This window comes from Limnohabitans sp., from assembly GCF_030158565.1.
Taxonomy (GTDB): domain Bacteria; phylum Pseudomonadota; class Gammaproteobacteria; order Burkholderiales; family Burkholderiaceae_C; genus Limnohabitans_A.
Genome location: NZ_JAOASQ010000029.1, coordinates 1 through 25,282 on the forward strand (window position 1 = coordinate 1; position 25,282 = coordinate 25,282).

Below are 25,282 nucleotides of genomic sequence, written 5' to 3' on the forward strand. Positions count from 1 at the left end.
CGGACTTGATCCGGGATCCATGGTGTGCAGGGGAGATGGACCCCGGGTCTTCGCCCGGGGTGACAAAGGCAAGATCTTCACCCGGGGTGAAAGAGGCAGGCTCTTCACCCGGGGTGACAGAGGCAGGCTCTTTGCCAGGGGTGAAAAAGGCAGGGTATTTGCCCGAGGTAACAAACTCAAAGAGTTGGCTTCTCGAGATACCAAACCAAGGGCAATCCCTGAGTTCGGCAATCCGAAAGACCCGGTTCAGCATTCGAAGATTGTCCAGAATCACTGGACGCCGCAAGATACATCAACCCCCATTGGGGTGACGCTGGTTCGCCAGTGGTTCGCCCCATGATTTCCAGGAGAACAACATGAGCAAAGCAGGATTGGTTCAAGACAAAGTCGTCGTCGTCACCGGCGCAGGTGGCGGCATTGGCCGCGACATCGCGCTGGCCATGGCGCGTGAAGGCGCCAAAGTGGTGGTCAACGACATCGGTGCTTCCGTGTCGGGCGAAGGCCAGGATACAGGCCCCGCGCAAAAAGTCGTGGACGAAATCAAAGCCATGGGTGGTCAGGCTGCGGCCAACACCGACAGCGTGTCCGACGCCGCAGGCGCAGCCCGCATCATCCAAACGGCCATCGACAGCTTTGGCCGCATCGACGTGGTGGTCAACAACGCAGGCATCTTGCGCGACCGCTTCTTCCACAAGATGAGCATGGACGAGTGGGACGCGGTGCTCAAGGTGCACCTGTATGGCGCCTTTTACGTCAGCCGCGCTGCCGCCACGCATTTCAAAGAGCAGGAAAGCGGCAACTACATCCACATGACCTCCACCTCGGGCTTGGTGGGCAACTTCGGCCAAGCCAACTACTCGGCGGCCAAGCTGGGTGTGACGGCACTGTCCAAGTCGATCGCGCTGGACATGCAAAAGTTCAACGTGCGCTCCAACTGCATCTCGCCCTTTGCCTGGAGCCGCATGATCGGCTCGATCCCGACCGAGACGCCCGAAGAGCAGGCCCGCGTGGAGCGCATCAAGCAGATGACGCCCGCCAAGATCGCGCCCATGGCGGTGGCCTTGGCCAGTGACGCTTCGGCCCATGTCAACGGCCAGGTCTTTGCCGTGCGCAACAACGAAATCTTTTTGATGAGCCAGCCGCGCCCGATCCGTTCGGTGCACCGCAGCGAAGGCTGGACCCCGCAATCCGTGCTGGACCAGGCCATGCCCGCGCTCAAGTCCAGCTTCTTTGACCTGGAGCGTTCGGGTGATGTGTTCAGCTGGGACCCGATCTGAGGCCGACACGATGAGCGACAACGCAAAAGGGGTGCTCGCGCAGCACCAGGCCGCCCTGGACGAAGGCCGCTTTCTGATTCAGAAGTGCGGTGGCTGCGACCAGCACATTTACTTCCCGCGTGAGGTCTGCCCGCATTGCGGCAGCGACGACTTGGCGCTGGTGGCCCCCTCGGGCTTGGGCACGGTGTATTCCGTGACCACGGTCCGTCGCAAGCCCGACGCGGGCGGCGACTACAACGTTTGCCTGATCGATCTGGACGAAGGCGTGCGCCTGATGAGCCGGGTGGAGATGAGCCCTGTCGATGCCGTGCAGGTGGGCCAGCGTGTGCAGGCCCGTGTGGTGCTTGAAAAAGACCAAGGCGTGGTGGTGTTTGACCCGGTCAGCACAGCGGCAAGCGCGGTCAAACCTGTGCCCCGTGGCCCGGCCGCCTCGGCGGCAGTGCACACCTCGTCGGGCCTGCAGGCCTTGCGCGGCAGCGCTGCCATCGCGGGCGTGGCCACCTTTGGTTGCGGCGAAGCGACGGGTTTCACCGAGATGGAAGTGCTGGCCCGTGCTGCCCGTGCGGCGGTGGCCGATGCCGGTTTGAAGATGAGCGACATCGACGGGCTGTGCACCGCCAGTGTGCTCTCCACCATGTGGCCCATGCCCGTCACCGAATACCTGGGCATCAACCCCCGCTACATCAACGGCACCATGCTGGGCGGCTCCAGCTTTGTGGCGCACCTGCTGCCCGCCATGATGGCTTTGCAGTCGGGCCAGTGCAATGCGGTGCTGGTCTGCTACGGCAGCACGCAGCGCACCTCCACCTTTGGCCGCGCCGAGATCGCCCAGGCACGCCGCGTGATGGACCCGCAGCCTTACGAAACCCCTTACGCGCCGATGCAGCCGCTGAGTGCTTATGCCTTGGCTACGCGTCGGCACATGCACCAATACGGCACGACACGTCACCAGCTCGCCGAAGTGGCGGTGGCCGCACGCGCCTGGGCGCAGCGCAACCCTGAAGCCTTCATGCGCGATCCCTTGTCGATCGACGATGTGCTGAAAGCCCGCATGGTGTCCGACCCGCTGTCCGTGCGCGACTGCTGCCTGGTCACCGACGGCGGTGGTGCCTTTGTGCTGGTGCGCGCCGATCGGGCGCGTGACCTGGCCAAGAAGCCTGTGTATGTGCTGGGCAATGCCACCGCCAACTGGAACCGCCAGGTCTCGTCCATGCACGACCTGACCGTCACTGCCGCCAGCCAGTCCGGCCGCGAAGCCTTTGCCATGGCGGGCATGAAGCCCGCCGACATGGGTGTGGTGCAGCTGTACGACGCTTTCACCATCAACACCTTGCTGTTTCTGGAAGACCTGGGCTTTTGCAAGAAGGGCGAGGCCGGTGACTTTGTGCAAAACGGCGGCATCGCGCCGGGTGGTCACTTGCCGGTCAACACCAACGGGGGGGGCCTGTCGTGCACGCACCCGGGCATGTACGGCATCTTCACTGTGATCGAAGCCGTGCGCCAGTTGCGCGGCGAAGGCGGCGAGCGCCAGGTCGCGGGTGTGAAAACCGCGCTGGCCCACGGCAACGGCGGCACGCTGTCGAGCCAGTCCACCGCCATCTTCGGCCTCGAAGAGGTGCTCTGAACACCATGAACACGCTGCTGGCCCAGCCCTTTGGCACCTTGCCCGCCCTGTTGGCGCACCACGCGGCCACGCGTGGCATGCATCCGGCGCTGGTGCTCGATGGGCAGGTGCTGAGCTTTGCCCAGCTGCAGGTGCGTGTGCAGCAGGTGGCTGGCGCTTTGCAACGCGATGGTGTGCGGCCTGGCCAGGCCATCGCCATTTGCGCGGCCACCTCACTCGCGTATGTCTGCACGTTTTTGGGTGCGGTGCAGGCCGGTGTCACAGTGGCGCCTTTGCCACCCACCGCCACGCCTGCGCAACTGCAGGCGCTCAGCGCCAATGCCGGTGCTGTGGCCGTGTTCGTGGATGCCGACACCGCAGCGAACTGGGCCGATGGGCCTGTGCGCTGCTGGTCGCTCGATGAACCTGCCTGGACTGAGTGGCTACAAGGTGCGCCGGTGCCCAGCCCGGTCACACGCCAGCCGGGCGAGCCATTCAACATCATCTATTCCTCCGGGACCACCGGCATGCCCAAGGGCATCGTGCAGTCTTGCGGCATGCGTTGGGCGCAGCTGCAGCGCTCCCCGGCCAACGGCTTCGGCCCTGATGCCGTCACGCTGCTGGCGATTCCGCTGTATTCCAACCTCACACTCACCTACCTGTTTGGTGCCATGGGCCTCGGCGGCACGGTCGTGCTGATGGGCAAGTTCGATGCGGGGCGTTATCTGACGCTGGCCGAAGAGCACCGCGCAACGCACGCGGTGTTGGTGCCCGTGCAGTTCCGTCGCCTGATGGACCACCCCAACTTTGACCGCACCGACCTGTCTCTGCTGCGTCGCCGTTTCTGCGCTGGAGCGCCGTTTGTGGCCGAGCTCAAGGCCGAGGTGTTGCGCCGCTGGCCGGGTGAGTTGACCGAGTACTACGGTCTGACCGAAGGCGGTGGCCGCACCGAGCTGCAGGCCCACCTGCACCCCGACAAGTTGCACACCGTGGGTCGCGTGAGCGCGGGCAACGACATCCGCTTGATCGACGAAGAAGGCCACGAGCTGCCACTCACCGCCACAGGCGAAATCGTGGGCCACTCGGCCACCATGATGAATGGCTACCACGGCTTGCCCGAAGCCACGCGTGAGACCGAATGGTTCGATGCCAGTGGCAAGCGTTTCATTCGCACAGGCGATGTCGGGCGCTTCGATGCCGACGGTTTTCTGGTGCTGATGGACCGGCGCAAAGACATGCTGATTTCCGGCGGCCTCAATGTTTACCCCAGTGACCTCGAAGAGGTCTTGCGCCAGCATCCTGCAGTGGCCGACGTGGCGGTGGCAGGCGTGCCTTCTGCACGTTGGGGTGAGACCCCTGTGGCTTTTGTTGTGCCCGTACTCGGTGCCCAGATCGACGAAGACGCCGTGTGCAGTTGGGCCAACACCCGACTGGGCAAAGCCCAACGTTTGGCGGCTGTGCAATTCGTCGACAGTCTGCCACGCAGCGAAGTGGGCAAGGTGCTCAAACGCCAGTTGCGCGAACAGTTGCAGCGTGCCGTTCCCTGAAATTTTCCTAACCCTTGAACCACCATGATCCGAGACCCCGAAACCTTTGAAGCCCTGCTCGACTCCGTGCGCCGTTTTGTGCGCGAGCGCCTGGTCCCTGCCGAGAACGAAGTCGCCGAGACCGACGAGATCCCCGAAGCCATCGTGCAAGAGATGCGCGAGATGGGCCTGTTTGGCTTGACCATCCCCGAGGCTTATGGCGGCCTGGAGCTGACCATGGAAGAAGAGTCACGCCTCTTGTTCGAGCTGTGCAAGACCTCGCCCGCTTTCCGTTCGGTGATCGGCACCACGGTGGGCATTGGCTCGCAAGGCATCTTGATGGATGGCACTGAAGAACAAAAAGCCTACTACCTGCCCAAGCTGGCCACGGGCGAGTTGTCGGCCTCGTTTGCGCTGACCGAACCTGAAGCGGGCTCGGACGCGGCCTCGCTGCGCACCACGGCCATCCTGGATGGGGACCACTATGTGGTGAACGGCACCAAGCGCTACATCACCAACGCGCCGCATTCCAAGATCTTCACGCTCATGGCGCGCACCAACCCGGCCGACAAGGGCGCGGGCGGTGTGTCGGCCTTCATCGTCGACGCCAAAACGCCGGGCATCAGCCTGGGCAAGATCGACAAGAAGATGGGCCAAAAAGGCGCCCACACCTGCGATGTGATTTTTGACAATGTGCGCGTGCCCGCCGCCAACCTGATCGGGGGCAAAGAGGGCCAGGGTTTCAAGACCGCGATGAAGGTGCTCGAAAAAGGCCGCATCCATGTGGCGGCTGTGTGCGTGGGCGTGGCCCAGCGCATCCTGGACGACGCGCTGCGCTATGCGGTGGACCGCAAGCAGTTCGGTCAGTCGATCGCCGAGTTCCAGCTGGTGCAGGCCATGCTGGCCGACAGCAAGGCCGAGCTGTATGCGGCCGAGTGCATGACGATCGACGCCGCCCGCAAACGCGACGAAGGCCGCAACGTGTCGACCGAGGCCTCGTGCTGCAAGATGTTTGCGTCCGAGATGTGCGGCCGTGTGGCCGACCGTGCGGTGCAGATCTTGGGTGGCGCGGGCTACCTGTCGGAGTACGGCATCGAGCGCTTTTACCGCGATGTGCGTTTGTTCCGCCTGTACGAAGGCACCACGCAAATCCAGCAAATCATCATCGGCCGCAACATGGTGCGTGAAGCGCGCGGCTGAGCAAACCCGATTCTTTTTTCACCACAAACCACCGAGGAGACAAGACATGAAAAAAACATTCACACGTCGCATGACCCTGGCCGCACTGAGCAGCCTGGCCCTGTTGGGGACCACAGGTGTGCACGCGCAAACGGCTTACCCGAGCCAGCCCATCAAATTCATCGTGCCCTACCCCGCAGGCGGGGCTACCGATGCGCTGGCCCGCATGGTGGCGCAAAAAATGCAAGACAGTTGGCAGCAAACGGTGGTGGTCGAGAACAAACCCGGCGCTGGCGGCACCATTGGCAACAACCAGGTGGCCAAGGGCCCTGCAGATGGCCACACGGTGTTGTTCAGCATTGTGGCGTTGGTGCAGCAAATGACCTTGATGAAGTTGCCTTATGACCCGCTCAAGGATTTCGCGCCCATCAGCCGCGTGGCCATCAGCCCCAGCGTGTTGGCCGCATCACCCACACTGCCCATCAACAACTTGGCCGAATTCACCAGCTTGGTCAAAGCCAATCCCGGCAAGCACAGCATTGGTTCTTATGGCCCCGGCACCTCGGCCCACCTGCAAGGCGCTTTGCTCAACCTGCAGTCGGGTCTGGACTTGATGCATGTGCCTTATCAAGGAGGTGCTCCTCTGGTCACGGCCATGATTGGCGGTCAGTTGTCCTCGGCTTTTCTGGATGCAGGATCTTCCAAGCAGCACCTGCCCAAGTTCAAATTGTTGGGCGTGACCGGTACCGAGCGCCTGTCCTGGCTGCCCAATGTGCCCACACTCAAGGAGCAGGGCCTCAACTCTTATGAGCCCATGGGCTGGTTCGGCCTGTTTTTGCCTGCGGCCACACCCAAGCCGGTGATTGATAAATTTTCGGCCGAGACCCAGCGCATCCTCAAGCTGCCTGAGGTGCGCGAGAAGATTGAAGCCATGGGCCTGATTCCGGGTGGTGAAACCACGGACAGCTTTGCCAAGGTCATGAAGAGCGATGCCGACATTTACGCCCGCATCATCCGCGACGCCAAGATCACCTTGAATTGAATCTGGCATGAAGACCCGCGTCACCGAAAGGCTGGGCATCCGCTACCCCATCATCCAGGGCGGCATGCAATGGGTGGGCAAGGCCGAGCTGGTCTCGGCGGTGTCCAACGCGGGTGGCCTGGGCGTGCTCACGGCATTGACCCAGCCCACGCCGCAAGCGCTCGCCCAAGAGATTGCCCGCACCCGCACCCTGACCGACAAGCCCTTTGGTGTGAACCTCACCATCTTGCCCTCGATCAATCCACCGCCTTATGCCGAGTATCTGCAAGTCATCATCGACAGCGGCGTGAAGATCGTCGAGACCGCAGGCAACAGCCCCAAGGACTTCATTGCCCGCATGAAAGACGCGGGCATCACCATCGTGCACAAATGCACCTCGGTGCGCCACGCCCTGAGCGCCGAGCGCAATGGGGTGGACATGATCAGCATCGACGGCTTTGAATGCGCGGGCCACCCCGGCGAGGACGATGTGCCTGGTCTGGTGCTGATCCCGCTGGCGGTGCGCGCGCTCAAAGTGCCTGTGATCGCCTCGGGCGGCATCGCCGATGGGCGTGGCATGGCCGCAGCCTTGGCCTTGGGAGCCGAAGGCGTCAACATGGGCACCCGCTTTCTGGTCACGCAAGAAGCGCCGGTGCACGACAACATCAAGCAGGCCCTGGTGGGCGCGAGCGAGCGCGACACGAAGCTGATGTTCCGCACTATGCGCAACACCACCCGTGCCTGGAGCAATGCCGTCTCGCAAGAGGTGGTGGCCACCGAAAACCGCGAAGGCGGTTGCAGCTTTGAAGACATCCGCCATCTGGTGGCTGGCCAGCGCGGCAACCAGGCCCTGCAATCGGGCGACGTCAACGGGGGTGTGGTCGCTGCAGGTCAGGTGATTGGCCTGATCGACGACGTGCCCACCTGCGCCGAGCTGATTGAACGGATGGTGGCCGAGTGCCGACAGCACCTGCGCCAAGCTTCGCGCTGGGCCGAATCCGAAACCTCTCTCGCTTCAGAACACGCCGCATGAGCAACGACATCGACACTTCAAGCCTTTACGACAAAGTGGCTTTCGCCAAACTGCTGGACCTGCGCCGCGAGTTCGCCGAAGGCGGTATCTCGCGCATGGTGCTCGACGCCCGCCCCGAGCTGACCAACAACTTCGAGAACGTGCACGGCGGCGTCATCATGACCATGCTCGACATGGCCATGTCGAGCGCTGCGCTGTCCAAGGCCGACTTCAAAAAAGCCGTCATCACCGTGGACATGTCGACGCACTTTTTGCATCCGGGCAAGGGCCGTCTGGTGGCCCATGGCCGTGCGGTGGGCGGCGGCAAGAGCATCTGCTTTTGTGAGGCCCACATTGAGAACGCCGCGGGCCAACGGGTGGCCAGCGCCATGGGCGCGTTCAAGTACGTGGACCCACGTTGAGCCAGGATTGACTCACCAACCACAACCGGAGACAAAAATGAACCTACAGAAACCTTCCCGTTTGCTTGCTCGACGCAGTTGGGTGACGGCCTTGTGCCTCACCCTGAGCGGTCTGACAGGCCATGCCTGGGCGCAGGCACCCAATGCGGCGGCCACGGTCAAGCTCATCGTGGGCTACGCCGCAGGCGGCCCGGTGGACTCGGCGGCGCGTGTGTTTGCGCCCGTGCTCAGCCGTGAGCTGGGCCAGCCTGTGATTGTGGAGAACCGCGCCGGTGCCGGCGGTGCCGTGGCGGGCAACTCGGTGGTCAAGGCCGCGCCCAACGGGCTGGAGTTGTTTTTTGCCGCCAGCCCCACCATGACCATCAGCCCCCATGTGCTCAAGGCCATGACGTTTGATCCACTCAAAGACTTGGCACCTTTGGCAACCATTCTCAGTTATGCCAATGTGTTGGTCATCAACCAGAACCAGCCCTTCAAGACGGTGCCCGAATTGGTCGCCTACGCCAAGGCCAACCCGGGCAAGTTGGCCTATGGTTCGGCGGGCATGGGCGCATCCAACCACCTGAGCGGCGAGCTGTTTGCGCGTCGGGCCGGCGTGACCATGACGCATGTGCCTTACAAAGGCAATGCGCCAGCCATGACCGATGTGATGGGCGGGCAGATCCAGATGATGTTCGACATCGTCGGGGGGGCCAAAACCTACATCGATGGCGGCAAAGTGCGTGCACTGGCCGTCACCTCCAAGGAGCGCAACCCGGCATTCCCGCAGTTGCCCAGCATGACGGAGTTGGGCATTCGTGATTACGACGTGGGCGGTTGGTACGGCCTGTATGGCCCACTGGGCATGGGTGCAGAAGCCAGTCAAAAAATCACCGCCGCCACGGCCCGCGCTTTGCAGGATGCCGAGTTGAACAAGCGCTGGGTCGATCAGGGCTACGTGATCTGGAACAACAAACCCGCCGATTTGGCCGAACGCATGCGCCGCGAACACGCGCTGTGGGCCGAAGTGACCAAGGGCATGACGTTCGAATAAACCATGTCTTCACAGCACACCCGCCCCCATACCTGCATTCACCACCTGTTTGACGAGCGCGCCGCGCAGGCACCCGAGCACCCCTTTCTTTTCATGCCCGATTGGGTGATGACTTTGGGCGAGTTGGCGGTGCAGGTGGATGCGCTCGAAGCCGAGCTGCGCGAAGTCGGGGTGCGTGTGGGCGACCGCGTGCTGGTGGCGGCCGAAAACTGCCCCGAGCATGTGGCGCTGGTGCTGGCCTGCAGCCGCGTGGGGGCCTGGGCTTGCGGCGTCAATGCGCGCATGACCGCGTCCGAGTTGGCAGGCTTTGCCGACAAAGCCGATGCTCGGGTGCTGTATTTCACAGTGGGGGTGTCTGCTGCCGCGCGTCAGCACGCGGTGCAGCATGACACCCAGCCCAGTGCTTTGCCGGCCTTGCAGCGCACACAGGTCAGGCCGCAAGCCAGCGCGCAAACCGGCGCATTGGCCGAGCAAGTCGCCGCCATCATCTTCACCTCGGGCACGACCGGCCAGCCCAAGGGCGTGATGCTCACGCACGCGGGCTTGCTGCAGTTTGGCAAGGTCTCGGCGCAGTCGCGCCAGCTGACGCCCGCCGACCGGTCTTACGCCTATTTGCCGATGACGCACATCTTCGGTCTGGGCACCGTGCTCATGGCCTCGTTGCATGCAGGCGCGGGCCTGCTCATGCGCAGCCAGTTCGACCCGGCCGACGTGTTCGACGCGCTGGCCCACCAGGGCCTGACGCAGCTGCAAGGCCCGCCTGCCATGTTCACCCGCTTGCTGGCCTGGCTCGACAGTCAGGGCATCGAGCACCCGGCAGCGCCCGAGCTGCGCTATGTCTACACGGGCGCTGCGCCGTTGGACCTGAGCGTCAAAAAAGCCATCGAGGCGCGCTTCAAGCACCCCCTGCACCATGGTTACGGCCTGTCGGAATACGCAGGCGCTTTGACCCTGTGCCGCCGGGGCGAGTGGCGTGATGACACCAGTGCCGGTTACCTGGTCGAAGGTGCCGAGCTGCGTATCGTCGACGCGCAAGGCCAAGACCTGCCCGCAGGCGAGACCGGCGAGATCTGGATGCGCGGCATGGGCCTGATGCCGGGCTATTTCCGCGACGCGGAGATCACCGACCAGGTCATGAAGCCTGGTGGTTGGTACGCCAGCGGCGATCTGGGCCGACAAGACGCCGATGGCGCTTTGCAGGTGGTGGGGCGTCTCAAGGAGATGATCATCCGCTCCGGCTTCAACGTGTACCCCGGTGAGGTCGAAGCCGTCTTTCTGGCCTGGCCCGGTGTGCAGCGAGCAGCCGTGGCCGGGCGCAAAACGTCCGACGGCAACGAAGACATCCTGGCCTTCATTGAAGCCAAGCCCGGTGCGCAGATCGATTTGGACGCCTTGAAGGCCCATGCCCACGAACACCTCTCGCCCTACAAACGCCCGTCTGCCGTGACCCTGGTGGCCGAGATGCCCATGACCCTGAGCGGCAAGGTGCTCAAGCGCGAGCTGGTCGAGCAGTGGCAAGCCAAAGTGGGCGCTGCGTGAGCCCTTCAGGTTCGCCAAAGATGGTCTTTCACAAAGACAGACCAGCGCACCGTTGAACTCAACGAAGATATGAGCATGAACACACCCATCACCCTGGATGCCGCCCAGGTTGCGCACTTGCGCACCTGGGAAGGGCGCAGCGAAACGCTGACCGACGAGATCGTGGCCGCTCCTTTGCGTGGACAAAGCGCCTTGCTCGACCGCGACGATGCCCGCCAAACCGCAGGCAGCGAAGTGCCGCCGCTGTGGCACTGGCTGTACTTTTTGCCGCAGGCGCGGCAAAGCCAGATCGGGCCCGATGGTCACCCTCTGCGCGGCGGCTTTTTGCCGCCCGTGCCGCTGCCGCGCCGCATGTGGGCCGGTGGCCGCCTGCAGTGGCAGGTCGACAACCCGCTGCGCGTGGGTGACGCCGCGCAAAAGCGCTCGCGCATCGCCTCGGTCAAACACAAGTCCGGCCGCACGGGCGACCTGTTGTTTGTCGAAGTCGAGCACGCCTTCCACAACGCCCAGGGCCTGTGCCTGACCGAAACCCACGACATCGTCTACCGCGCAGCGGCCGTGCCCGGCGCGCCCGAAGTGCCGCCCACGGCCGCCGAAACCGGTGCGCCCTGGCAGCGCGAGTTCGTGCCCGATCCGGTGTCGCTGTTTCGCTATTCGGCGCTCACCTTCAACGGCCACCGCATCCACTACGACCGCAGCTACGTCACGCAAGAGGAGGGCTATCCCGGCCTCATCGTGCACGGCCCCTTGATTGCCACCTTGCTGGTGGACCTGGTGCGCCGCCAAGTGCCTGAGGCGCGTGTGGCCTCGTTCCAGTTCCGCGCCGTGCGCCCCACCTTTGACCTGCACCCCTTCCGGCTGAACGGCCGGCCGTCTGCTGACGGCAAGACGATAGAGCTGTGGGCCTGCGACCACGAAGGCTGGCTCACCATGCAGGCGCAAGCCACCTTGGCCTGACATTTTCTGGCCTGCAACCTTTCACCGATTCAAACCATGCACACCACACCCGACCAATACCAGGACATCCGCGACGCCGTGCGCGACCTCTGCGCCCAGTTCCCTGACGAGTACCACCGCAAGGTCGACGAAAAACGCGCTTACCCCGAAGAGTTCGTTGACGCGCTCACCAAAGCCGGCTGGATGGCCGCCCTGATTCCGCAGCAATACGGCGGCTCGGGTTTGAGCATGTCCGAAGCCTCGGTCATCATGGAAGAGATCAACCGCTCGGGGGGCAACTCCGGCGCTTGTCACGGCCAGATGTACGTCATGAACTCGATCGTGCGCAGCGGCTCCGATGCACAAAAAAACACGCTCTTGCCCAAGATCGCCACGGGCGAGTTGCGCATCCAGTCCATGGGCGTGACCGAGCCCACCACGGGATCGGACACCACCAAGCTCAAAACCACCGCCGTCAAAAAGGACGGCCGCTGGGTCATCAACGGTCAGAAGGTCTGGATCTCGCGCATCCAGCACAGCGACCTGATGATCCTGCTGGCGCGCACCACGCCGGCCGACCAGGTCAAGAAACGCTCCGAAGGCTTGTCGTGTTTCCTCATTGATTTGAAGCAAGCGATCGGCAACGGCCTCACGGTGCGCCCTATCCTGAACATGGTCAACCACGAGACCAATGAGCTGTTTTTTGACAACCTCGAAATCCCCGAAGACGCGTTGCTGGGCGAAGAGGGCAAGGGCTTCAAGACCTTGCTCGACGGCCTGAACGCCGAGCGCACCCTGATCGCCGCCGAGTGCATCGGCGACGGCTACTGGTTCATCGATCGCGCCAGCAAATACGCCAGCGAGCGTGTGGTGTTCGGCCGCCCCATCGGCCAGAACCAGGGCGTGCAGTTCCCGATCGCTGACGCCTTCATCGAACTCGAAGCCGCCAACCTGATGCGTTGGAAGGCCTGCGAAAAAATCGACGCCCACCAGAACGCTGGTGCCGAAGCCAACATGGCCAAGTACCTGGCGGCCAAGGCCAGCTGGGAAGCGGCCAACGTCTGCCTGCAAACCCACGGCGGCTTTGGCTTTGCCTGCGAGTACGACATCGAGCGCAAGTTCCGCGAAACGCGCCTGTACCAGGTGGCACCGGTCTCGACCAACATGATCTTCAGCTACGTGGCCGAGCACATCCTCGGTTTGCCCCGTTCCTTTTGACATGACATCCCCAAGACCCCTGGACGGCATCACCGTCATCTCCCTCGAACACGCGATTGCTGCGCCGTTTTGCACCCGCCAGCTGGCTGATCTGGGTGCGCGCGTCATCAAGGTCGAACGCCCTGGCGCGGGCGACTTTGCGCGGGCCTATGACACGCGGGTGCGTGGCCAGGCCTCGCACTTTGTGTGGACCAACCGCTCCAAGGAAAGCCTGACGCTGGACCTCAAGCAACCGGGTGCGCTGGCCGTGCTGCGCGAACTGCTCCAAGACGCCGATGTGCTGGTGCAAAACCTCGCGCCTGGCGCGGCCGCCCGCATGGGCCTGTCGTTCGAGGCGCTCAGCCCCACGCACCCCAAGTTGATCGTTTGCGATATTTCCGGCTACGGCGAAGACGGCCCCTACCGCGACAAGAAAGCCTATGACCTCTTGATCCAGAGTGAGGCGGGCATGCTTTCCATCACCGGCACGCCCGAGGCCCCGTCCAAGGCGGGCAACTCGATGGCCGACATTTCGGCGGGCATGTACGCCTACACCAACATCCTCTCGGCCCTGCTGTTGCGCGGCAAGACCGGGCAGGGCAGCCACATCGACGTGTCCATGCTCGAAGCGCTGGGCGAGTGGATGGGCTACCCGCTGTACTACGCCTTTGAAGGCGCAGCGCCGCCGCCGCGCACGGCCGCGTCGCACGCCAGCATCTACCCCTATGGCCCGTTTGCCGCAGGCGATGGTGGCACCGTCATGCTGGGCTTGCAAAACGAACGCGAGTGGAAAGTGTTTTGCGAAGTGGTGCTGGGCGATGCAGCGCTGGCCACCGATGCGCGCTTTTGCACCAACGCCTTGCGCAACACGCACCGCGCCGAGTTGCAGCAACTGATTTTGGGCGTGTTTGCGGCCATGACCACCGCCGAAGTCGAAGCGCGCTTGGACCAGGCGCAAATCGCCAACGCCCGCATGAACGACATGGCAGGCGTTTGGGCGCACCCGCAACTCAAGGCCCGCCAACGCTGGCAACAGGTGGGCTCGCCCGCTGGTGACATTCCGGCCTTGTTGCCGCCCGGGCGCAACAACCGATACGACTACCGCATGGACCCTGTGCCCGCCGTGGGCGAGCACACCGAAGCCATCTTGCGCGAGCTGGGTCTCGACGATGCCGCGGTGCAAGCCCTGCGCAATAAGCAGGCCATTTGAGACAGAACACAAGGAGACAACATGACATCCCACACCGCCCAACTCGCCGCCTTCGCAGCAGGACTGCGCTTTGAAGACATCCCCGCGCCTGTGGTCAGCAAAATCGAAGACCTGCTGGTTGACTGGTTCGGCTCGGCCGTGGCCGGGCACGGCTCGCGTCCGGTGGAGACCATCACGCGCTTTGCCCGATCGATGGGGCCTGTGCAGGGTCCGTCCGAGGTGATCGTCGATGGTTCCAGCAGCTCGCCCTATGTCGCTGCCATGGCCAACGCCGCTGCCTCGCATGTGGCTGAGCAGGACGATGTGCACAACGGCTCGGTGTTCCACCCGGCCACCGTGGTGTTCCCGCCCGCTGTGGCAGTGGCCCAAGCCCTGGGCGCGAGCGGCCAGCAGCTGTTGACCGCTTCGGTCGTGGGCTATGAAGTCGGCATCCGCGTCGGTGAGTTTCTGGGGCGTTCGCACTACCGCGTGTTCCACACCACCGGCACCGCAGGCACGCTGGCCGCGGCCGCCGCCGTGGGCCACTTGTTGGGCCTGAACGCGCAGCAGATGCAGCACGCGCTGGGTTCGGCCGGCACGCAGTCGGCAGGCTTGTGGGAGTTTTTGCGCACGGCGGCTGACAGCAAGCAGCTGCACACCGCGCACGCGGCCGCTGCTGGCCTCATGTCGGCCTACTTGGCCAAAGATGGCTTCACCGGCGCAGCCGACATTCTGGAAGGCCCGCAAGGCATGGCCGCAGGCATGTCGAGCGATGCCGATCCGAGCCGCCTGGTGGACGGCCTGGGCACACGCTGGGCCACGGCCGAGACCTCGTTCAAGTACCACGCCAGCTGCCGCCACACGCACCCTGCGGCCGATGCGCTGCTGCACGTCATGCAGACGAATGGCTTGAAGCTCGATAATCTGGCCAAGGTCGTCACGCATGTGCACCAGGGTGCCATCGATGTGCTGGGTCCGGTGGTGCAGCCCACCACGGTGCACCAGAGCAAGTTTTCGATGGGCACGGTGCTGGCGCTGGTGGCGCAGCACGGCCATGCCGGCCTGACCGAATTCGACCGCGACTTTTTGAGCCAGCAGACCCAGGCGCTGCGCGACAAGGTGAGCATGGAACTTGACGCCGAAGTGGACGGCGCTTACCCCAAGCGCTGGATCGGCAAAGTGACCGTCACCACCATCGACGGCCGCGTGCTGCACGGCCGAGTGGACGAGCCCAAGGGTGACCCGGGCAACACGCTTTCGCGTCAAGAGATCACCGACAAAGCCTTGCGCTTGGCCGCCTTCAGCGGCGGTACCACACCCGAGGCCATGCGCCAAAGCGTGGACGCGCTCTGGCAAGTGGCCAGCTGGCCCAAGGTCGGCGCGCTGCTGTCATGAGCGGGTTGATGCACTCGCCGTCTGCATCGCCAGCCCAATCCTTGCCGTCATCCAAGCTGGCGCAGGCGCGCAGCTTCTTGTTTGTACCCGGCAACCGCCCCGAGCGCTTTGCCAAGGCCTTGGACAGCGGTGCCGACGCGGTCATCATCGACCTGGAAGATGCGGTGCCGCTGGACGCCAAAGACGCGGCACGCGCTGCACTGGCAGCGGCTTGGGCGGGCTTTGCTGCAGGGCAACGCGCACGCCTTTTGGTGCGCGTCAACCCCGCAGGCACCCCCTGGCACGAGGCCGACCTGGCCGCGCTGGGCCACTTGCCCGGCCTGGGCGCGGTCATGCTGCCCAAGGCAGAAAACCCGCAGCAGCTCGAACATGCCTTCATGGCCAGCGGCGTGCCGGTGCTGCCATTGATCGAAAGCGCTGAAGGCGTGGGCCAGATGGACGCGATTGCTCGCGCACAAGGCGTCCTGCGTTTGGGCCTGGGCCACATCGATCTGCAGGCCGATTTGCGCATCATCTGCGGACCCGATGAAGCCGAACTCGCCCCCATTCGGCTGGCCATGGTGGTGGCCTCGCGCCGCGCCGGTTTGCCCGCCCCGGTGGACGGTGTGACCACCGCCACGACCGACGCGCAGGTGCTGGCGCAAGACGCTCAGCGCAGCCGCCGCTTTGGCTTTGGCGCCAAGCTGTGCATCCACCCCGCGCAGGTGGCGGGCGTGCACCAGGCCCTGGCCCCGACCGAGGCCGAATGCGCCTGGGCCGAACGCGTGCTGGCAGCGGAAGTGGAGGCCCGTGGCGGCGCCTTCAGTGTGGATGGCAAGATGGTCGACCCGCCGGTGCTGCTGTTGGCGCGGCAAATTCTGCAGACGCCCCGCGCTTGAAAAGCTTCGTCAGGAGGGGCGGGCAGTGCATTCTGATCGGCGACAATCAGAGCTCTGCCCATTCAAGTCATGCACACCAAGACCTCCCCCCTCCTTCCCCTGATCCTCGCCATCGCCGCAGGCGCTCTGGCGCCCAGCTCGGTGGCCTTTGCCGCCAAAAACGCCACAGGCAAACACGCGGCCAGCAAAGCCGCTGTGCCCAAGAAGGCTGCGTCCGGCAAAAAATCTGCCGCCGCCGCGAACGCGCTGCCGCCACTGGCAGCGCAAGTCGCACTGGCCGACAACGCCCCCGCTCTGCCCGCCAAGGCTTGGTTGCTGATGGACTACGACTCCGGCCAAGTGCTGGCCTCGGCCAACGCCGAAGAAGCCTTGCCGCCCGCCTCGCTCACCAAGATGATGACCAGCTACATCGTCGAGCAGGCGCTGCGCTCGGGCAAGCTCAAGACCACCGATTTGGTCTCTGTCAGTGAAAACGCCTGGTGCCGGGGCACCAGTGCCGAGTCGTGCATGTACCTGCCGCTCAACAGCCAGGCCACCGTCATCGACATCCTGCGCGGCATCATCGTGCAGTCGGGCAACGACGCATCCAAGGCCATTGCCGAGCACATGGCGGGCTCCGAAGCGGGCTTTGCCAAACTGATGAACGCCGAAGCCCAGCGCCTGGGCATGACGAAGACCACCTTCGTCAACCCCACGGGCTTGCCCGACCCTGGGCACAAATCTTCGGCGACTGACCTCGCCATCCTGGCGCGCGCCATCATCAAGGACGGCTCCGAGTACTACCCCATCTACGCCGAGCGCGAGTTCAAGTACAACGGCATCAAGCAAGGCAACCGCAACGCCTTGCTTTACACCGACCCCACCGTGGACGGCCTCAAAACCGGTCACACCGCCGAGGCGGGCTACTGCTTGGTGACCTCGGCTAAGCGCAACGACATGCGCCTGATCACGGTCATTCTCAACACCCACAGCGCGCAGGCGCGTGCCGATCAGTCACGCGAACTGCTCGGCTGGGGTTACAGCCAGTTTGAGAAAGCCACACCCATTCAGCCGAACGCGGTGGTCGCTACGGCCAAGGTCGGCTTTGGCAAGGCCGACACGGTCGCCGCCGTTTTGGGCGCACCGTGGCTGTTGACCGTGCCGCGTGGCCAGCAAGTGCAGACCACTGTCGAGCTCAAGCCCGGCCTGGAAGCGCCGATTGCCAAAGGCGCTGTGATCGGCAAAGTGATCGCGACGTCGAACGGCAAGCCTGTGGGCGAAGCCCCGCTGGTGGCGCAAGCCGAAGTGGAACGCTCGGGCTGGTTGCTGCGCGCATGGCAGCATCTGCTCCAGCTGTTCGGCAAGTGATGTTCGGCAGGTCAACCAGCGACTGCCCATGTCTGTGCACTTTGACCTGGTTGACCTGCGCCTGATGGTGCGGGTGGCCGAAGCCAACAGCCTCACCAAAGGGGCCGAGGCTTCGTTCATCTCGCTGCCTGCGGCCAGCACGCGCATCAAGAACCTCGAAGAAAGCATCGGCGCCAAGCTGCTCAACCGCCACAGCCAGGGCGTCACGCTCACGCCGCCGGGCCAGGCCTTTGTGCACCGGGCGCGGCTGGTGTTGGGGCAAATCGAACACCTGCGCGGCGACCTGCAGGAATACGCCAGCGGCATCAAAGGCCACCTGCGCGTGTACGCCAACACCACGGCTCTCGGCGAGTTCTTGCCCGAGGTGCTCAAGCGCTACCTGGCCACGCACCCGGATGTGAACATCGACCTGCAAGAAAAGTTGTCGAATGAAATCGTGCGCGCTGTGATCGACGGCAAGACCGACATCGGCATCGTGGCCGGATCGGTGCGCACCGAAAGCCTGCAGACCTTGCCCTACCGGTCGGACAGCCTGGTGCTGGTGGTGCCCGAGCACCATGCCGTGGCCGACTTGCCCAGCATGCAACTGATTGACGCGCTGGAGTTTGACCATGTGGGCTTGCACGAAGCGAGCGCCTTGCATGCCTTTTTGAACCGCGAATGCGAGCACCTGAACAAACCGCTCAAGGTGCGCATCCAGGTGAGCAGCTTCGAGTCGGCCTGCCGCATGATCGAAGCCGGTGTGGGCGTGGGCGTGCTGCCCGAATCGGCCGCCCGCCGCCACGCCCGCAGCATGGCCATCCGCCTGGTGCCGCTGTCGGACGCATGGGCCTTGCGGTCCATGCAGATTTGCGTGCGCAGCCTGGACGAGCTGCCGACCTTTGCGCGGGACTTGATTGATTTGTTGTCAGAGGATGCGCGCTTGGCGGCGGCTTGAGCAATGGCGTGCGTGGAGGCAAGTCTTGAAAAGGCGATGTCTGTAAACGGCCAGAAGCAGTCGGTTGCGAGCAATTTCAATAGCAGTTATTCGCAGCTAACAATCACCGAAAGCGGTCAACCAACGCCTTTGAATGCATGCAGCATACGAACAACTTGTTAAGCACTAAACACCATGCACACCGGACTGCCACACTGATACTTGCATTCGGTCGAACGCAATTTTCCTGAGTCTGTGTCTACAGCGAATACAACGATTGAGTCACTTTCTTCGTTCAACACGTAGAGCCAACGTCCATCTTTTGACAGAGCAAAGAAACGAGGGGTTTTCCCCGCTGAGGGTTGACTTTGGATCAAGGTCAATCGGCCATCGCTCTGATCGATTCTGAAGACCCCAATCGTGTCCTCACCCCGATTTGAAACATACAAGCTGCGACCAGAGCGATCAACCTCGATTTCAGAAGATCGACTGTTGTCAACAAAGGTGTCGGCCAGACCGCTGATGATTTGAAAAGGACGCAGCTCACCGCTACTCGCATCAAACCGGCAGGCCATCACAGAGGAGTCCAGCTCATTGGCAATATAGGCCCATGGCTGTTTGGGGTGAAAAGCAATATGCCGAGGTCCGGAGGCCTCTCGACCTGAAGCGGCAGGGAACTCACCAGGGCGCAGTTGTCCGTCTTCGAATCGGAATACGAAGGTTTTGTCCAGGCCCTTGTCAGGCACAACCACGAACTGCCCGCTTGGATCGAAAGGGTTGAAGTGGGGTTTCGGAAAAGGTTGCTCTTTGCGGTGCGGGCCAGGTTCGCCTTCCAGCTTGACCAACTGTGTCAGAGCACCGATAGCGCCATTGGCTTGAATTTCGAGAACCGCCAGACTGCTGGTGATGTGGTTATGCGGCCAATTGCTGCCCCACAAAATTGCCTCTGCATTCGCATGTGCCAGTGAATCAACATAGGGGCGCAAATCCGAGTAAGGCGAAGTAAGCTTTGAGGATAAATAGGGGCCGGAGAGCTTTACGCAGAGTTGCCCAGTTCGGATCATTTCCAACATCTTTTGCCAGAGTGGCGCTTTGGTGCCCTCTTCGACGGAGGGCAAGCCCAGATGATCCAAGACAAACAAGCGATTGGAGCGACCAATGGTTCGAGCAACACCCGCCAGAACACCAAGCGATACGTGCAGCTGGATATGCCACGACTCTGGCAGAAGGGCATCCAATTCTTCAATGAGGACGGCCGCTTCGTCGGTATCGAAAGAGCGATTGACCACCATGTTCAAACGGGCTCCGACGACACCAGCTGCCATCAAAGCATCGAGATCTTCTTTGGACGAATCCTTTGATATGACCGCAACTCCTTTCGCGCGACCATTCAACTGCTCAACGGCATCCAACAGGCACCGGTTATCGGTGCCATAAACGCTGGGTTGGACCAAAACGGTACGTTGAAGGCCCGTCTGATCCAAATACCTAGTCAACTGCTGAGCGTTCGCTGTATCAGGTGTAAATTTTCTGGATGCAGCATAAGGATAACGCTCAGGATCAAAGACGTGGACATGGCAGTCGCATGGGATTGAACCCATGGTTACTGCGCCTGGATGTTTGCAGCCTTGACTGTTTGCTTCCAGTTATTAACCTCATCGGCAATGAACTTTTGAAATTCCGAAGATGAGTTCCCAACTGGTTCTGCCCCAAGGTCTCGGAGCTTCTGCGCAACTTCAGGCGTCTTCAATGCCTTGACGATCAATGATTGCAAGTTCGCGAGGACATCGGCGGGTACTTTGGCTGGAGCGACCACGCCAACCCAATGGGTCACACCAAATTTCTGAATACCAGCTTCACTGAATGTAGGCACGTCAGGCCATTTAGCAATGCGTTTGGCTTGTCCAACTGCAACCGCTTTCACGCGTCCTGAAGCCAACGGCCCTTCGGTGCTCGTGATGCTGTCAATCAGGACGTCAATCTCACCCGCCATCAGAGCCTTGATAGATTCACCGCCCCCTTTGTAGGGCACGTGTGTGAATTTGGCGCCCGTGACACTGCCCAACAGCTCGGTGGTCAGATGTGGTGTGCTTCCGATGCCCCCTGAGCCATAGTTGAGCTTACTCGGGTTCTTCTTAGCAAACTCCATCAATTCCTGAGCATTCTTGAATGGAGAGGTAGACGGGATCATCATCACCATCGGTGACTCGGCAACCTTGGTGACTGCTGCCAAATCTTTCAGAGTGTCGTAAGGCATCTTCGACTGCAGGGCGGGTGCCATGGTAAAGGGCCCGCTAATGAATGCCAGCGTGTAGCCATCTGGTGTAGCTTTGGCCACGGCATCCGTGCCAATCACTCCACCTGCACCAGCTTTGTTTTCGACCACAAACGACTGCCCAGTCAGCACTGTGAGTTGTTGCGCCAGAACACGTCCCATCACATCGTTAGGCCCACCCGCGGCAAACGGCACCACCAAGCGAACGGGTTTGGTCGGATAGACACCTTGGGCGAGTGCGGTACTGGATAGACAGGCCAACGACATGGCAGCCAGAACAAAGCGACGTTGAATGAGATTTCTCGAATTTTTCATAGAAGCTGAACTCTCAGGTTGATTTGACGAAGAGACTTGCGCAGGCACAAGAGCTGTGCAATTATTGTATCCTGCATTGAAATGATACAACAACAAATCATTTTTGTGCTATTATTTTGAGTATGAATGATTCAAAGATTGCTTTGATACACGCAACGCCTTTGGCGATGCAGCCCGTCAGTGAGGTTTTTGCAGCCCTTTGGCCAGAGGCCAAATGCCGCAATCTGCTCGATGACAGCCTCTCCCCCGATTTGCAAGAGCAAGGATTGACTGCCGCCATGGTCGACCGAATGGTGGGATTGGCCAGCTACGTCAAAAGTCAGGGCGCACAAGCGATTTTGTTCACCTGTTCAGCATTCGGCCCTGCGATCGATGCCGCAAAAAAGACACACAACATCCCCATCCTCAAACCCAACGAGGCGATGTTTGATGAGGCCCTGGACCTGTGTGAGCAACGGGGCAAACCATGTCGAATTGGATTGCTCACGACTTTTGCACCGGCATCGGTGTCGATGCTGGCTGAGTTTCAAGAGGCCATTGAACAAAGACGACTCTCCGTGGTTGTCGAAAGTGCATGTGCCACGGGTGCACTAGAGAAGCTCAATGCAGGTGATGCGCAATCCCATGACCAGCTGTTGCTGGATACGGCCACAGCCATGCCGATCTGCGATGTGTATGTACTGGGCCAGTTTTCCATGGCCCGCAGCCAAGCATTGGTACAAAAAGCACTCCAAAAACCCGTTCTGACCAGCCCCGCTAGTGCCGTGCGACGCCTGCAGTCTGCATTGGCTATTAACCCCATCAACCCTGCCCCCCTGAATTGACCGGAGAACTACATGAAATTCATCGTTTTGCCCTGCGACGGTATTGGTCCCGAAATTGTTGAAGCCTCTGTACAGGTACTCAAGGCTGCAGACGCACGCTATGGCCTGAATATCCAATTGGACTATGAGTCTGTTGGCTTTGACAGCTTGCGAGACCATGGAATTACTCTGCGCGACGAAGTGCTGGCCAAAGCCAAGACATACGACGGCATCATCCTTGGCACGCAGTCGCATGCCGACTACCCAGCACCCGAAAAAGGTGGTCGCAATGTATCTGCAGGCTTCCGAATAGGTCTAGACTTGTACGCCAACGTGCGTCCTGCGAAGACCCGTTCTTTCCTTGAATCGAACATGAAGGCTGGCAAATCGATGGATTTGGTCATCATGCGCGAGGCGACCGAGGGGTTCTATCCCGACCGTAATATGAGCCGCGGCTGGGGCGAAGTGATGCCCAGTCCCGACATGGCGCTGTCCACCCGCAAAATCACACGCCACTGCAGTGAGCGCATTGCCCGGCGCGCTTTCGAGCTGGCCATGACACGTCGTAAAAAAGTCACGGCCATCCACAAAGCCAACAGCTTTCATATGACCGACGGACTGTTCCTGGAGGCTGTACGCCATGTCGCCAAGGAGTTTCCGCAAGTTCAACTCGATGACCTTCTGGTCGACGCTTCCACTGCGCACCTGGTGCGTAACCCGGAAAGTTTTGATGTGCTGGTCGCTACCAATTTTTATGGCGACATCTTGTCGGACTTGTGCAGTGAGTTGTCAGGCAGTCTGGGCCTGGCTGGCTCAGTGATGGCCAGTGACGACCTGTGCTGCGCCCAAGCGCAACACGGCTCTGCGCCCACCATTGCCGGAAAAGACATTGCCAACCCGACATCGATGATTTTGTCGGTTGCGATGATGGTTCAGTGGATCGGAGACAAGCAGGGCAATAAGGCTCTGCGGCAAGCAGGTGACGTCATGACCTCTGCGGTAGATCTCGTGCTGGCGAATCCCGCCACACGTACACCTGACATCGGTGGCACCATGGGCTGCAAAGCTTTTGCTCAAGCCGTAGCTGACGCCGTCAAAAGCGTTTAAAGCTGCTCATGGGTAAAGTGTTGCTGGGCTGCATTGCCGATGATTTCACGGGGGCCACGGACCTGGCCAGCAATCTGGTTCGAAGTGGCATGCGGGTGGTGCAAACGATCGGCATCCCTGCGCAAGCATTGAGCGAAGACTGCGATGCAGTCGTTATCGCCCTTAAGACCAGAACCGTTGCTGCCAGCGATGCGATTTCGCAATCTCTTCAAGCCTTGACATGGCTTCAGGCTCAGGGAGCACAGCAGTTTTATTTCAAATATTGCTCTACCTTTGACTCCACTCCTGAAGGCAACATTGGCCCAGTGACAGAAGCCCTGATGGACGCACTGGGCGAAACTTTCACCATTGCATCACCTGCTTTCCCGGAGAACGGCCGCACCATTTTCAAAGGGCATCTGTTTGTCGGTGACGTGCTCCTGAGTGCTTCGGGCATGAAGGACCACCCCCTGACCCCGATGCGCAACAGCAACCTGGTTCAAGTGCTGCAAGAACAGACAAAGCGCCAGGTAGGATTGATTGAATACAGCACAGTGACCAAAGGGCCACTGGCAATTCGCGAGCGCATCTCGCAACTTAAAAAGCAAGGGATTGGCCTGGCCATCGTAGACGCCCTAAGCAATGAGGACTTGATGAAGCTGGGGCCAGCGCTTGCTGATCTGCGTTTAATTACCGCTGGTTCGGGTGTTGCCATTGGATTGGCACAAAATTTCGGCATCGAATCGAGCGATCAGGCAGTGCAACTTCCAAGAGCCAACGGGCGTAAAGCGATCATTTCAGGCAGCTGCTCAATCGCGACCAATGCACAAGTGGCACATTTTTTAGCCCAAGGTGGTGCCGGGTTCGCCATCGATCCGCTGTCCTTGGCCCAGGGCCAACCTACTTTGGATCATGCGATGCGATGGGTAGAGCAGCAGAGCCCTGATCATCCAGTCCTGATCTATGCGACCGCCACGCCTGAATCTGTCCGCGCTGTTCAATCCCAATTAGGCGTTGCCCAAGCGGGCGCCATGGTGGAAGAAGCACTATCCGGCATTGCTAAATGCCTCGTCTCTCGGGGTATTCATCAGTTGGTTGTGGCCGGCGGGGAGACCTCAGGGGCCTGTGTAAAGGCCTTGGGTATCGAGAGCATGCGAATCGGCACAGCTATCGCACCAGGCGTACCTTGGTGCCATGCCCCATCACCCTTCGCTCAAGGCGGGCACCTGCACATTACTTTGAAGTCGGGCAATTTTGGGACTGAAGACTTCTTTACCCAGGCATTTCAGAAGCTGGCATAGGTAGTGTGTACAGTGTCGAGCTAGTCTCTGAAATCCGCCACCATGCCCCCCTCACCGATTGCTCAGCCAAAAGTCAGCCCGCTAATTCCTACGTTGGCCATGCGGATCGTTGAGATGATCCGTCGCGAGAACTACATCATTGGTCATCGACTCACCGAGTTGGCTTTGTCCGAAGAACTGAATGTCTCTCGATCACCTGTGCGCAAGGCCTTGCAATATCTTGAAGGTCAAGGCGTAGTCACTTCGCTGCCACGCAAGGGTTTCCAACTTTCCAAATCGGCTTCCGAATTGGCTTCGGTGGACTTGAGTGCACCTGAAACTTCAGACGAAGATTTGTATCTGCGTATCGCCAATGAAAGAATTCATGGCGATCTGCCTGAAGATGTCCATGAGTCGGACCTGATGGAACAGTTCGGCACTACGCGTCTACAAATTCAACGCGTTCTTCACCGCATGGCCAGAGAGAGCATGATTGACCGCAAGCCTGGCCGCGGATGGGTGTTTCGCCCCTTGTTGACCAACAGCGATTCCCACCGGGAAAGCTACCGCTTTCGCATGATCATTGAGCCATCCGCAATTCTGGAACCAGGCTACCAACCCGATTTGGCCGAACTTGAAAAATGCCGGAGAGAGCAAGAGGAGTTACTTCAAGGCGGCATTGAGAAATGCTCACCTGCAGAACTCTTTAGGGCTGGCGTACACCTGCATGAAACAGTCGTTGCAGGCGCTAAAAACCGATTTCTTCTCGACAGCTTGCGCACCATTAACCAAATGCGCCGTGTAGTGGAATACGGCACCCGGCTGGATCGTTCACGCCTTCACCAACAATGCAGAGAGCATCTCGCCTTGATAGACCTTCTTGTAAAAGGTGAGCGCATGGAAGCCGCTCATTTTCTACGCCAACACCTCAATGGTGCTCGCATTTCAAAAATCGGAGAGAGCTGACTCTTTTGCACGAAATCTCGACTCTGCAATGACTTCTTTAGGCCGCAGATTCAGATTTTGAATGCCCGCTTCTGACACTGGCCACTG

General features: G+C 61.1%; 23 protein-coding genes and 1 pseudogene. 22 read left to right on the forward strand and 2 right to left on the reverse strand.

Annotation, left to right across the window (positions count from 1 at the left end; genetic code table 11):
* The 18 genes and pseudogenes from Q1W40_RS05665 to Q1W40_RS05750 all read left to right on the forward strand — a co-directional run.
* On the forward strand, nucleotides 1-340 hold a 340-nt coding region (locus tag Q1W40_RS05665), incomplete at its 5' end, for a hypothetical protein (RefSeq protein WP_300709800.1).
* A 16-nt stretch (nucleotides 341-356) separates the two neighbouring features.
* Nucleotides 357-1,277, forward strand: a complete 921-nt coding sequence (locus Q1W40_RS05670) for an SDR family NAD(P)-dependent oxidoreductase (protein ID WP_300709802.1) — start codon at nucleotides 357-359, stop codon at nucleotides 1,275-1,277.
* A 10-nt stretch (nucleotides 1,278-1,287) separates the two neighbouring features.
* Nucleotides 1,288-1,605, forward strand: a pseudogene (locus tag Q1W40_RS05675) (zinc ribbon domain-containing protein); the annotation flags it as partial.
* Nucleotides 1,606-1,743: 138 nt separating this feature from the next.
* Entirely contained in the window at nucleotides 1,744-2,901 is a 1,158-nt protein-coding gene (locus tag Q1W40_RS05680) for a thiolase (protein ID WP_300710104.1), read from the forward strand.
* 5 nt (nucleotides 2,902-2,906) lie between these two features.
* Nucleotides 2,907-4,427 carry a class I adenylate-forming enzyme family protein gene (locus Q1W40_RS05685; protein ID WP_300709804.1) on the forward strand — a complete coding sequence of 507 codons (1,521 nt, stop codon included), beginning with the start codon at nucleotides 2,907-2,909 and terminating at the stop codon, nucleotides 4,425-4,427.
* Between the two features lie 24 nt (nucleotides 4,428-4,451).
* Nucleotides 4,452-5,606, forward strand: coding sequence for an acyl-CoA dehydrogenase family protein (locus Q1W40_RS05690; protein ID WP_300709806.1), 1,155 nt, complete (start codon nucleotides 4,452-4,454; stop codon nucleotides 5,604-5,606).
* A gap of 46 nt (nucleotides 5,607-5,652) precedes the next feature.
* Complete coding sequence (locus tag Q1W40_RS05695; protein ID WP_300709808.1) at nucleotides 5,653-6,627, forward strand: tripartite tricarboxylate transporter substrate binding protein; 975 nt, start codon at nucleotides 5,653-5,655, stop codon at nucleotides 6,625-6,627.
* A gap of 7 nt (nucleotides 6,628-6,634) precedes the next feature.
* Nucleotides 6,635-7,639, forward strand: coding sequence for a nitronate monooxygenase family protein (locus Q1W40_RS05700; protein WP_300709810.1), 1,005 nt, complete (start codon nucleotides 6,635-6,637; stop codon nucleotides 7,637-7,639).
* On the forward strand, nucleotides 7,636-8,040 hold the full coding sequence (locus tag Q1W40_RS05705; RefSeq protein WP_300709812.1) for a PaaI family thioesterase: 405 nt from the start codon (nucleotides 7,636-7,638) through the stop codon (nucleotides 8,038-8,040). The genes Q1W40_RS05700 and Q1W40_RS05705 overlap by 4 nt, the downstream gene beginning before the upstream one ends.
* 37 nt (nucleotides 8,041-8,077) lie before the next feature.
* The gene (locus tag Q1W40_RS05710; protein WP_300709814.1) at nucleotides 8,078-9,073 is read left to right on the forward strand and encodes a tripartite tricarboxylate transporter substrate binding protein; all 996 of its coding nucleotides are present in this window, start codon (nucleotides 8,078-8,080) and stop codon (nucleotides 9,071-9,073) included.
* A 3-nt stretch (nucleotides 9,074-9,076) separates the two neighbouring features.
* Entirely contained in the window at nucleotides 9,077-10,612 is a 1,536-nt protein-coding gene (locus Q1W40_RS05715; protein ID WP_300709816.1) for a class I adenylate-forming enzyme family protein, read from the forward strand.
* 69 nt (nucleotides 10,613-10,681) lie between these two features.
* Entirely contained in the window at nucleotides 10,682-11,569 is an 888-nt protein-coding gene (locus Q1W40_RS05720; RefSeq protein ID WP_300709818.1) for a MaoC family dehydratase N-terminal domain-containing protein, read from the forward strand.
* Between the two features lie 36 nt (nucleotides 11,570-11,605).
* Nucleotides 11,606-12,766 (forward strand): acyl-CoA dehydrogenase family protein, encoded by a 1,161-nt coding sequence (locus tag Q1W40_RS05725; protein WP_300709820.1) that lies wholly within the window; start codon nucleotides 11,606-11,608, stop codon nucleotides 12,764-12,766.
* Between the two features lies 1 nt (nucleotide 12,767).
* Nucleotides 12,768-13,955 (forward strand): CaiB/BaiF CoA-transferase family protein, encoded by a 1,188-nt coding sequence (locus Q1W40_RS05730; protein ID WP_300709822.1) that lies wholly within the window; start codon nucleotides 12,768-12,770, stop codon nucleotides 13,953-13,955.
* A gap of 21 nt (nucleotides 13,956-13,976) precedes the next feature.
* Nucleotides 13,977-15,329, forward strand: coding sequence for an MmgE/PrpD family protein (locus Q1W40_RS05735; protein WP_300709824.1), 1,353 nt, complete (start codon nucleotides 13,977-13,979; stop codon nucleotides 15,327-15,329).
* Between the two features lie 8 nt (nucleotides 15,330-15,337).
* Nucleotides 15,338-16,207, forward strand: coding sequence for a CoA ester lyase (locus Q1W40_RS05740; RefSeq protein WP_300709826.1), 870 nt, complete (start codon nucleotides 15,338-15,340; stop codon nucleotides 16,205-16,207).
* 69 nt (nucleotides 16,208-16,276) lie between these two features.
* Nucleotides 16,277-17,554: a D-alanyl-D-alanine carboxypeptidase family protein gene (locus Q1W40_RS05745; protein WP_300709828.1), complete on the forward strand. Its 1,278-nt coding sequence runs from the start codon at nucleotides 16,277-16,279 to the stop codon at nucleotides 17,552-17,554.
* A 28-nt stretch (nucleotides 17,555-17,582) separates the two neighbouring features.
* Nucleotides 17,583-18,491, forward strand: a complete 909-nt coding sequence (locus tag Q1W40_RS05750; protein ID WP_300709830.1) for a LysR substrate-binding domain-containing protein — start codon at nucleotides 17,583-17,585, stop codon at nucleotides 18,489-18,491.
* 158 nt (nucleotides 18,492-18,649) lie between these two features.
* On the opposite strand, the gene Q1W40_RS05755 is transcribed toward Q1W40_RS05750, so the two are convergent.
* Both Q1W40_RS05755 and Q1W40_RS05760 read right to left on the reverse strand, forming a co-directional pair.
* On the reverse strand, nucleotides 18,650-20,071 hold the full coding sequence (locus tag Q1W40_RS05755) for a beta-propeller fold lactonase family protein (protein ID WP_300709832.1): 1,422 nt from the start codon (nucleotides 20,069-20,071) through the stop codon (nucleotides 18,650-18,652).
* 2 nt (nucleotides 20,072-20,073) lie between these two features.
* Nucleotides 20,074-21,060, reverse strand: a complete 987-nt coding sequence (locus Q1W40_RS05760) for a tripartite tricarboxylate transporter substrate binding protein (RefSeq protein WP_300709834.1) — start codon at nucleotides 21,058-21,060, stop codon at nucleotides 20,074-20,076.
* A gap of 122 nt (nucleotides 21,061-21,182) precedes the next feature.
* Between Q1W40_RS05760 and Q1W40_RS05765 the strand changes: the two genes are divergently transcribed.
* From Q1W40_RS05765 to Q1W40_RS05780, 4 genes are read left to right on the forward strand one after another with little or no spacing between them, the layout of a single operon-like run.
* A complete protein-coding gene (locus tag Q1W40_RS05765; RefSeq protein WP_300710106.1) occupies nucleotides 21,183-21,884 on the forward strand; it encodes an aspartate/glutamate racemase family protein in 702 nt (233 codons plus the stop codon).
* A 12-nt stretch (nucleotides 21,885-21,896) separates the two neighbouring features.
* Nucleotides 21,897-22,970, forward strand: coding sequence for an isocitrate/isopropylmalate dehydrogenase family protein (locus tag Q1W40_RS05770; RefSeq protein WP_300709836.1), 1,074 nt, complete (start codon nucleotides 21,897-21,899; stop codon nucleotides 22,968-22,970).
* 8 nt (nucleotides 22,971-22,978) lie between these two features.
* The gene (gene otnK / locus Q1W40_RS05775) at nucleotides 22,979-24,250 is read left to right on the forward strand and encodes a 3-oxo-tetronate kinase (protein WP_300709838.1); all 1,272 of its coding nucleotides are present in this window, start codon (nucleotides 22,979-22,981) and stop codon (nucleotides 24,248-24,250) included.
* A 42-nt stretch (nucleotides 24,251-24,292) separates the two neighbouring features.
* The gene (locus Q1W40_RS05780; RefSeq protein WP_300709840.1) at nucleotides 24,293-25,195 is read left to right on the forward strand and encodes a GntR family transcriptional regulator; all 903 of its coding nucleotides are present in this window, start codon (nucleotides 24,293-24,295) and stop codon (nucleotides 25,193-25,195) included.
* Nucleotides 25,196-25,282 lie beyond the last annotated feature (87 nt).